The organism is Streptomyces sp. NPDC090798, assembly GCF_044768965.1.
In the GTDB taxonomy this organism is placed as follows: Bacteria; Actinomycetota; Actinomycetes; order Streptomycetales; family Streptomycetaceae; genus Streptomyces.
On sequence record NZ_JBIVXA010000017.1, the window covers coordinates 199,066 to 207,565 of the forward strand.

Below are 8,500 nucleotides of genomic sequence, written 5' to 3' on the forward strand. Positions count from 1 at the left end.
CAGGAGCCCCGCGCAGCTGTTTCTCCACGGCGCCACGGGGTCTCGGCGCCTCCGAGGCCTCCCGATTTTGGTGCTCAGCGTCTCAGCGTCTCAGGGCCTCAGCGTCTCCGCGGCGACGGCCGCCACGGCCTCGGCGACTGCCGCGAGGGCCGGGAAGTCGAGTTTCCACTGCTGCCAGAACAGCGGTACGTCGACGATCCGGTCCGGCGCGAGGCGGACCAGCCGCCCGGCCCGCAGCAGCGGCTCGGCCTGCACCTCGGGTACCAAGCCCCAGCCCAGTCCGGCGACGACGGCGTCCACGAACCCCTCCGAGGTGGGCATGAAATGCCGCAGCGCGCTCGCGCCGGGACCGCCCCGCAGGCCCCGGACGAACTCGTCCTGGAGATCGTCGTTCCGGTCGAAGGCCACCACCGGAGCGTCGGCGATCAGCTCGCCCAGCCCCGCACCCGTCCCCGTGCCCGTCCCCGTGCCGAGCCACCGCCCGGCGAAGTCCGGGCCGGCCACCGCCTGGTACCGCATGCGGCCCAGGGCGCGCACGGAACAGCCCGCCACCGGGTCAGGCCACGAGGTCACCGCCGCCATCACCACCCCCTCGCGCAGCAGGGCGGCCGTGTGGTCCTCGTCCTCACGGCGCAGTTCGAAACAGAGCCGCGGCTCGCCCGGTACGCGGGTGAGCGCGGGCAGGAACCAGGTCGCCAGCGAGTCGGCGTTCACCGCGATCGACAGCCGCGTCGGCTCTCCGGCCTCGCTCATGCCGAGCTCGGTACGGGCGTCGCGCTCCAGCCGGGCCAGCCGGCGCGCGAACCGCACGACGACCTCGCCGGACTCGGTCGCACGCACCGGCTTCGTCCGCATCAGCAGGACCCGGCCGGTGCGCTGTTCGAGTGCCTTGACACGCTGGCTGACCGCCGAGGGCGTCACATGCAGGGCGGCGGCCGCCGCGTCGAAGGTGCCCTCGTCGACCACCGCGAGCAAGGTGCGCACCTGGTCGAGGGGGAGATCCGTCATCACGGCCGCTAATGATACGTAAGAATCTTTAGCTGTACTCTTGACGGCCGTGTTCCTAGCGTCTCCGACATGAACAACGCACTGACCGCCGCGGCCGCCGGGTTCGGCACCGGCCTCACCCTCATCGTCGCCATCGGCGCCCAGAACGCCTTCGTCCTGCGCCAGGGGATCCGCCGCGAAGCGGTCCTGGCGGTGGTGGGCATCTGCGCGGTGTCCGACGCGCTGCTCATCGCGCTGGGGGTCGGCGGGGTCGGCGCGGTGGTGGTGGCCCGGCCCGAGGCGCTCACGGCGGTCGGACTGATCGGCGGCGGATTCCTCCTCTGCTACGGAATCCTGGCCGCGCGGCGGGTGCTGCGGCCCTCGGCGCTGGAGGCGGCGGCCGGCACGGCGGGCTCCCGGCGGCAGATCGTCCTCGCCTGTCTGGCGATGACCTGGCTCAACCCGCACGTCTATCTCGACACCGTGTTCCTGCTCGGCTCCCTCGCGGCCGACCGCGGCCCGCTGCGCTGGACCTTCGGACTCGGGGCCGCACTGGCCAGCCTGTGCTGGTTCGCCGCGCTGGGCTTCGGCGCCCGGCTGCTCGGCCGCTTCCTCTCCCGGCCGTCGTCGTGGCGGGTCCTGGACGGTGTGGTCGCCGCGACGATGATCACCATGGGCACCCTGCTGATCGCCGACGCCTGAGACGGCGTACGCGATAGTGAACCCTGACAACGGAAAGATGTATCGAGCAGCCAGGACGGCCGTGGACACGAGCAAGAGCAGTACGGACGGGGCGGAGAGCGGGACCGGCGGCGGGACGGACGGCGGGGCCGGGAGCGGTTCGGCGGCCGGATCCGCCGAACACGACGAGACGGCGGGAGCGGCCCGGGCGGAGCGCACCGGCTGGCGCCGCTGGGCGATGGACACCCGCCCGCTGCGCCGCCCCGCGTACCGCAGGCTCTGGTCCTCCACCATCGTCACGGCGGTGGGCAGCCAGCTCACCGCCGTCGCCGTGCCCAAGCAGATCTACGACATCACCGGCTCCTCGGCCTGGGTCGGCTACGCGAGCCTGGCGGGACTGCTGCCGCTCGTGGTCTTCGCGCTGTGGGGCGGCGCGGTCGCCGACAGCATGGACCGGCGCAAGCTGCTCCTCATCACCAACACCGGCATAGCCGTGACTTCGGTGCTGTTCTGGGTACAGGCCGTCGTCGGCCTCGATTCGGTGCTCGTCCTGATGGCGCTGCTCGCCCTCCAGCAGGCCTTCTTCGGTCTGAACTCCCCTGCCCGCAACGCCTCCATCGCCCGGCTCGTCCCCGAGGACGAACTGCCCGCGGCGAACGCGCTCGGTTCGACCGTCATGCAGACGGGCCTGGTGGCGGGACCGCTGCTCGCGGGTGCCCTGATCCCCGTCATCGGCCTGGGCGAGCTCTATCTGATCGACGCCCTGGCGCTGTGCGTCACCGTGTGGGCGGTGATGCGGCTGCCGGCACTGCCGCCCCTGACGGGCTCCGCGGCCAAACGGGCGGGCTGGAGCGAGGTCGCCGCCGGCTTCCGCTACATCGCGCTGCACAAGGTGCTGCTGCTGTCCTTCCTCGCCGACATCATCGCCATGGTCCTCGGCATGCCCAGGGCCCTGTTCCCGCAGCTGGCCGCCGAGACGTACGCGCCCTACGGGGAAGGGCTCGCGCTCGGCCTGCTGTTCGCGGCGGTCCCGATCGGCGCGGTGATCGGCGGACTGATGTCGGGCACGTTCTCCCGGGCCCGGCGGCACGGGCTCATGGTGATCGCCGCGGTGATGGCCTGGGGAGCGGCGATCACCGGCTTCGGCCTGAGCACCAGCCTCTGGGTGGCCGTGGCGTTCCTCGCCGCCGCCGGGGTCGCCGACATGGTCTCCATGGTCTTCCGCGGCGCGATCCTGCTGTCGGCCGCCACGGACGAGATGCGCGGCCGGATGCAGGGCGTGTTCACCGTGGTGGTCGCGGGCGGCCCGCGGCTGGCCGACGTCCTGCACGGAACGGCCGGCTCCGTCCTGGGCGCCCGCACCGCCGTCGCGGGCGGCGGACTGCTGGTGGTCGTCGCCATGGCGATCCTCGCCGTCACGGCGCCGGCGCTGCGGCGCTACACCTGACCTTCCCCGCTGTGCCTGGAACGCCCGGCCCGTTGCGGCCCGGGCGTCAGCTCTCCGAAGCCTGCGCCATCAGCGTCTGGAGGTGAAGTCCCCGATGGACGTCGAGTTCGCCGGACACCCCGGTGCGTACGGCCGTGGCGAAGTCCCGGCGCAGCACCGGCCAGGTCTCCTCGTGGTCGAGTTCGGCGGGGTCGTACACCAGCGGGGCCTGCGGACCGAAGAGTTCGACGCGCGTGGTGCCGTGCTCGACGTGGACCGATCCGGACAGTGAGGCCTGACTGACGACACCATTGGCGTGCTCGCAGGTCAGCTCGATCCAGCGGCGGGGGTCACCGGTGCCGCGGACCCGGACGATCGGTCCGACGGCGGCGTCCAGGAGATCCAGAAGATGAGGACCCAGGTCGAGCAGGGCCCCATGCTCGAGCCGCCAGGTGGTGGCGAACTCACCGCCCAGGAACGCCCCGTGCAGGAGAAACGAACGCGCTCCGGTGATCTCCAGCTCCCGCGCTCTGCTCAGGAACTCCCGGGTGGCCGGGTGGTAGCGGTTGGTCAGGACGAGCTGGGAGACGACCCCGGCCTCGTCGACGGCGTCGGCGAGGCGCCGCGCCGACGCCAGATCCACACCGAGCGGCTTCTCCAGAAGCAGTGCCTTGCCCGCCTTCGCGGCCAGCGGAGCGAGTTCCGCCTGCACCGCGGGCGGAACGGCGAACGCGACCGCCTCACAGCCGTCGAGCAGCTCCTCGAAACGTGCGACCGCGGCGGCACCGTACGGCTCGGCCGTCTCCCGGGCCGCCTCGGCGCGCCGCGCCCATACCGCGGTCAGCCGTGTCTCGGGCCCGGCGGCGAGCACGCGCGCGTGCACGGCCCGTGCCCAGGGCCCGGCACCGACCAGTCCGACCTTCACCGGAGGATGGGGCCACGGCGGCGCGGCATCGGTCTCGATCGCGGTCACGGAGGTCTCCTTCTGCTGGCGCTACCGGCACCCGGAGTGGGCTGGGGAAACTCCATCACGCGGGCCGGGCTCTCCACCAGGGGGTGCGGCCCGCCGTGCCCCGGCGGGCGTGCCTGCCCCTGAGCGGTTCTTGACCCTCCCCTTCTTCTTGACCCTCCCTTTCCCTCATTACCTCTGATACAGAGCTATTCTCGGAACGTGGAGTCCGAAAGCCTTTCCGATGCACTGGCAGACGCCCTGGCCGGAGTGCAGCGACTGATCCGGCGGCGACTGCGCAGCGGCATGACCGCGCCGCGGCTGCGCGGCGCCGAGGTCGAGCTGCTGCGGCTGGTCGTGGCCCGTCCCGGCATCCGTGTGTCGGAAGCCGCCAAGGAGCTCTACCTGGCGGGCAATTCGGTCTCGACGCTGGTCAACCAACTGGCGCGGGACGGCTATCTGAACCGCGAGACGGACCCGGCCGACCGGCGGGCGGCACGCCTGCTGCCCACAGCGGCGGCGGACGCACGGCTGCGCGACTGGCGCGAGCGGCGCGCGGCTCTCGTGCGCCGTCAGGTGGCCCGGCTCGACGAGGCCGACCGAGCGGCCCTGGAGGCGGCCCTTCCTGCCCTCCGCAAGCTGGCGGTGAACCTGCACGAGGAGGCGGAGGAGACATGACGCGGAACTCGACGGGCGGGGGAGACCCCGCCGAGGAGACGGTGGGGGATGCCGGGGCGGAGGCCGTCAGCTGTGCCGGGCTCGTCTACGCCTTCGGCGAGACCACCGCGGTCGACGGGCTCGACCTCTCCGTCCACGACGGAGAGGTGTTCGGACTGCTCGGGCCCAACGGCGCGGGCAAGACCACCGCGATCCGCTGCATCACCACACTCCTGCCGGTCCCCGACGGCATGGTCCGCGTCTTCGGGCACGACGCGACCCGCGAACGCATGGCGGTACGCCGCCTGCTGGGCTACGTACCGCAGCAGTTGTCCGCCGACGCCGGGCTCACCGGCCGGGAGAACGTGGTCCTGTTCGCCCGCGTCTTCGACGTCTCCCGCAAGGAGCGCGCGGCACGCGTCGAGCAGGCGCTCGCGGCGGTCGACCTCACTGACGCGGCCGACCGGCTCGCCAAGACGTACTCCGGCGGCATGGTCCGCCGCCTCGAACTCGCCCAGGCACTGGTGAGCGCGCCCCGGCTGCTGATCCTCGACGAGCCGACCATCGGCCTCGACCCGATCGCCCGCACGAGCGTGTGGGAGCACATCAACGCCGTACGCGCCGCCACCGGAATGACCGTCCTCGTGACGACCCACTACATGGACGAGGCCGACCAGTACTGCGACCGGGTCGCGCTGATGCACCGCGGCCGCGTCCGTGCCCTGGGCACCCCCGACGAGCTGCGCAGGGGCCTCGGCGAGCGGCGCGGCGCCGGGAAGAACGGTGAACTGCCCACGCTGGAGGACGTCTTCCGCGACATCGCCGGCAGCGGCCTCGACGAACAGTCAGGAGACTTCAGCGATGTCCGAAGCACCCGTCGTACAGCGTCCCGTGTCGGCTGAGCGCGTCCACCCGGGCGGCCTCGACCTGCTCGTCGTCCCACCACGGGCCCGTACCGGCTGGCGGGTGCTGCCCGCTCGGGTCGGCGCGATGTGCGCGGTCGAGCTGCAGAAGCTGCGCCACGACCGCACCGAGCTGTACACCAGGGCGGTCCAGCCGGCGCTCTGGCTGCTGATCTTCGGCGAGACCTTCACCCGGATCAGGGCGATACCCACCGGCGGCATCCCCTATCTCGACTATCTGGCGCCCGGCATCATCGCCCAGTCCGCGATGTTCATCGCCATCTTCTACGGCATCATGATCATCTGGGAGCGGGACGCCGGGATCCTCACCAAACTGCTCGTCACCCCGACCCCGCGCTCGGCGCTCATCACCGGCAAGGCCTTCGCCGCCGGGGTCAAGGCGCTGATCCAGGCGGTGGTGGTCGTCGTCATCGCGGCGCTGCTCGGGGTGGCGATGACCTGGAACCCGCTCCGTCTGCTGGGCGTGGCGGTGGCCGTCGTGCTGGGCTCCGCCTTCTTCTCCTGTCTCTCGATGACCATCGCGGGCATCGTGCTCACCCGGGACCGGCTGATGGGCATCGGCCAGGCCATCACGATGCCGTTGTTCTTCGGCTCCAACGCCCTCTACCCGGTCGCGGTCATGCCCGGCTGGCTCCAGGCCGTCAGCAAGGTCAATCCGCTGAGCTATCAGGTGGACGCGCTGCGCGGCCTGTTGCTCGGCACACACGCCCACCTGGCCCTCGACTACGGCGTCCTCGTCCTGGCCGCCGCCCTCGGTATCGTGTCCGCCTCGTCCCTGCTGGGCCGCCTGGCCCGCTGATCCGGACCGTTCGGTCGCGTCGCTTGGCAGGCTCGCCCTTGGACGCCTCCACGCCCCCGTACGCCTTCCTTCTGCATCGCCCTCGATCACGACTTGACCAGATGATGAGGGTTACCGGCCCGCGGGGCTCATAGGCTGTGCGCCATTGATCACGTCATCACCTGATCACCGTCGCACCGGAGGAGCCAACGTGACGCCACGTCCGCATCAGACCACCAGACGCACAACTGTCCTTCGCAGAGAGGCAGTTGTCGCCGCGGTTCCCGTCGCCGTCGCGGCTCTGCTCGTCGCGGCGGGCCCGGCGGCGGCCGGTACGGTGGGCGCGTCCGGTGCGGGGGACCCGTACTTCCCGCTCTCGGGCAACAGCGGCTACGACGTCCGGCACTACGACCTGACTCTCGGCTACGACCCCCAGAGCCGCCACCTCGACGGCAAAGCGGTCATCACCGCCCGGGCCACCCAGCGACTGACCCGCTTCGACCTCGATCTCAAAGGGCTGAAGGTCACCGGCGTCACCGTCGACCACGCCAAGGCGTCCTACCGCCGTGACGGCCAGGAACTGGTGGTCACCCCCCGCCACTCACTCCGGCGGAACCAGGAATTCCGAGTCACCGTCACCTACTCGGGCACCCCCAAGCCGGCCACCGACCCGGACGGTTCCCTGGACGGGTGGATCCCCACCGACGACGGCGCGTTCGTGGCCGGCGAACCGCAGGGCGCCATGACGTGGTTCCCCGCCAACAGCCACCCCAAGGACAAGGCCTCCTACGACTTCACCATCACCGTCCCCAAGGGACACACCGCCGTGGCCAACGGAATACTCCGCGGACAGTCGACCAGCCACGGCCGTACGACCTTCCGCTGGCGGCAGTCCGAGCCGATGGCGGCCTACCTCGCCACGGCGACGGTCGGGAAGTTCAAGGTCGAGCAGTACACCACCCGCGACGGACTCAAGGTCTACAACGCCGTCGACCCCCGTGAGGCGACCGCCGCGGCGCCCGTACTGAAGAAGCTGCCGTCCGTACTGGCGTGGGAGAGCGGTGTCTTCGGGCCCTACCCCTTCCGGGCCGCCGGGGCCATCGTCGACCGGGCTCCGCAGGTCGGATACGCGCTGGAGACCCAGACGCGTCCCGTGTACGACTCCGCGCCCGACCTGAGCACCCTCGTCCACGAAAGCGCGCACCAGTGGTTCGGGGACTCCGTCAGCCTCACCGCGTGGAAGGACATCTGGCTCAACGAGGGCTTCGCTACGTATGCCGAGTGGCTGTACGCCGAGCAGCACGGTGGCAAGACGGCGCAGCAGACGTTCGACTCCCTGTACGCCAGTCCTGCCGGCAGCGGTCTGTGGGCGTTTCCGCCGGCGGACCCCGGCAGTGGGGCGCACATCTTCGACACGCCCGTGTACGCGCGGGGTGCGATGGCGCTGCAGAAGCTGCGTACGGCTGTGGGGGACGGGGTGTTCTTCCGCATCCTGCGGACCTGGGCCACGGAGCACCGTGGCGGACACGGCACCACCGCCCAGTTCGTTCACCTCTGCGAGCGGTTGTCCGGGAAGGATCTCGGCGCGCTGTTCCACACGTGGATCGGCACGGCGGGCAAGCCGACCTCTCCCTGACCGGTTCCTTCGCGGGTTGTTCGTCGGCTGCGGGCCGGTGGGGGCTGGTCGCGCAGTTCCCCGCGCCCCTTGAGAGCGCTGGCGCGCATCTCTCAGCCCGTCCGGCGTTTCAGGACGAGGCCTCAGGCGGGGCGGAGCCAGATGGTGGCCAGCGGGGGGAGCGTCAGGCGCAGGCCCCCGTCGTGCGTCCGGAGGTGGGGGTTGTGGACGTCGCTGCCGCCGTAGCGGGCGGCGTCGGTGTTGAGGACTTCGTGCCAGGCGGGGATGGACTCGGGGATGCCGAGGCGGTAGTCGTGGCGGACGACGGGGGAGAAGTGGGAGACGGCCAATAGGGGGGTGCCGTGGGCGTCGTGGCGGAGGAAGGCGAGGACGTTGTCGTCGGCGGCGTCCCCGGCGATCCAGGTGAAGCCGGCGGGGTCGGTGTCGCGTTGCCAGAGGGCGGGTTCGTCCCGGTAGACGGTGT

At 71.5% G+C, this 8,500-nt stretch carries 9 protein-coding genes; 6 read left to right on the forward strand and 3 right to left on the reverse strand.

Features of this window, described 5'->3' with window-relative positions:
• Positions 1–90: 90 nt before the first annotated feature.
• Positions 91–1,008, reverse strand: a complete 918-nt coding sequence (locus tag ACIQTP_RS32265; RefSeq protein WP_403406617.1) for a LysR family transcriptional regulator ArgP — start codon at positions 1,006–1,008, stop codon at positions 91–93.
• A 69-nt stretch (positions 1,009–1,077) separates the two neighbouring features.
• On the opposite strand from ACIQTP_RS32265, the gene ACIQTP_RS32270 reads away from it, so the two are divergent.
• Positions 1,078–1,689 carry a LysE/ArgO family amino acid transporter gene (locus tag ACIQTP_RS32270; protein WP_403406578.1) on the forward strand — a complete coding sequence of 204 codons (612 nt, stop codon included), beginning with the start codon at positions 1,078–1,080 and terminating at the stop codon, positions 1,687–1,689.
• 37 nt (positions 1,690–1,726) lie between these two features.
• Positions 1,727–3,115, forward strand: coding sequence for an MFS transporter (locus tag ACIQTP_RS32275; RefSeq protein WP_403406580.1), 1,389 nt, complete (start codon positions 1,727–1,729; stop codon positions 3,113–3,115).
• A gap of 46 nt (positions 3,116–3,161) precedes the next feature.
• Here ACIQTP_RS32275 and ACIQTP_RS32280 read toward each other — a convergent pair whose 3' ends face one another.
• The gene (locus ACIQTP_RS32280; protein ID WP_403406620.1) at positions 3,162–4,058 is read right to left on the reverse strand and encodes a Gfo/Idh/MocA family protein; all 897 of its coding nucleotides are present in this window, start codon (positions 4,056–4,058) and stop codon (positions 3,162–3,164) included.
• 207 nt (positions 4,059–4,265) lie between these two features.
• On the opposite strand from ACIQTP_RS32280, the gene ACIQTP_RS32285 reads away from it, so the two are divergent.
• The 4 genes from ACIQTP_RS32285 to ACIQTP_RS32300 all read left to right on the forward strand — a co-directional run bounded on the left by ACIQTP_RS32285 (position 4,266) and on the right by ACIQTP_RS32300 (position 8,037).
• The gene (locus ACIQTP_RS32285) at positions 4,266–4,721 is read left to right on the forward strand and encodes a MarR family winged helix-turn-helix transcriptional regulator (protein ID WP_403406582.1); all 456 of its coding nucleotides are present in this window, start codon (positions 4,266–4,268) and stop codon (positions 4,719–4,721) included.
• Positions 4,718–5,602, forward strand: a complete 885-nt coding sequence (locus tag ACIQTP_RS32290; RefSeq protein ID WP_403406585.1) for an ABC transporter ATP-binding protein — start codon at positions 4,718–4,720, stop codon at positions 5,600–5,602. The genes ACIQTP_RS32285 and ACIQTP_RS32290 overlap by 4 nt, the downstream gene beginning before the upstream one ends.
• The gene (locus tag ACIQTP_RS32295) at positions 5,562–6,422 is read left to right on the forward strand and encodes an ABC transporter permease (protein WP_403406588.1); all 861 of its coding nucleotides are present in this window, start codon (positions 5,562–5,564) and stop codon (positions 6,420–6,422) included. Before ACIQTP_RS32290 ends, ACIQTP_RS32295 begins: the two co-directional genes overlap by 41 nt.
• A gap of 190 nt (positions 6,423–6,612) precedes the next feature.
• Positions 6,613–8,037, forward strand: a complete 1,425-nt coding sequence (locus ACIQTP_RS32300; RefSeq protein ID WP_403406591.1) for a M1 family metallopeptidase — start codon at positions 6,613–6,615, stop codon at positions 8,035–8,037.
• Positions 8,038–8,159: 122 nt separating this feature from the next.
• Here ACIQTP_RS32300 and ACIQTP_RS32305 read toward each other — a convergent pair.
• Positions 8,160–8,500 (reverse strand): alpha amylase C-terminal domain-containing protein (locus ACIQTP_RS32305; protein ID WP_403406594.1); only part of this gene is annotated, 341 nt, incomplete at its 5' end.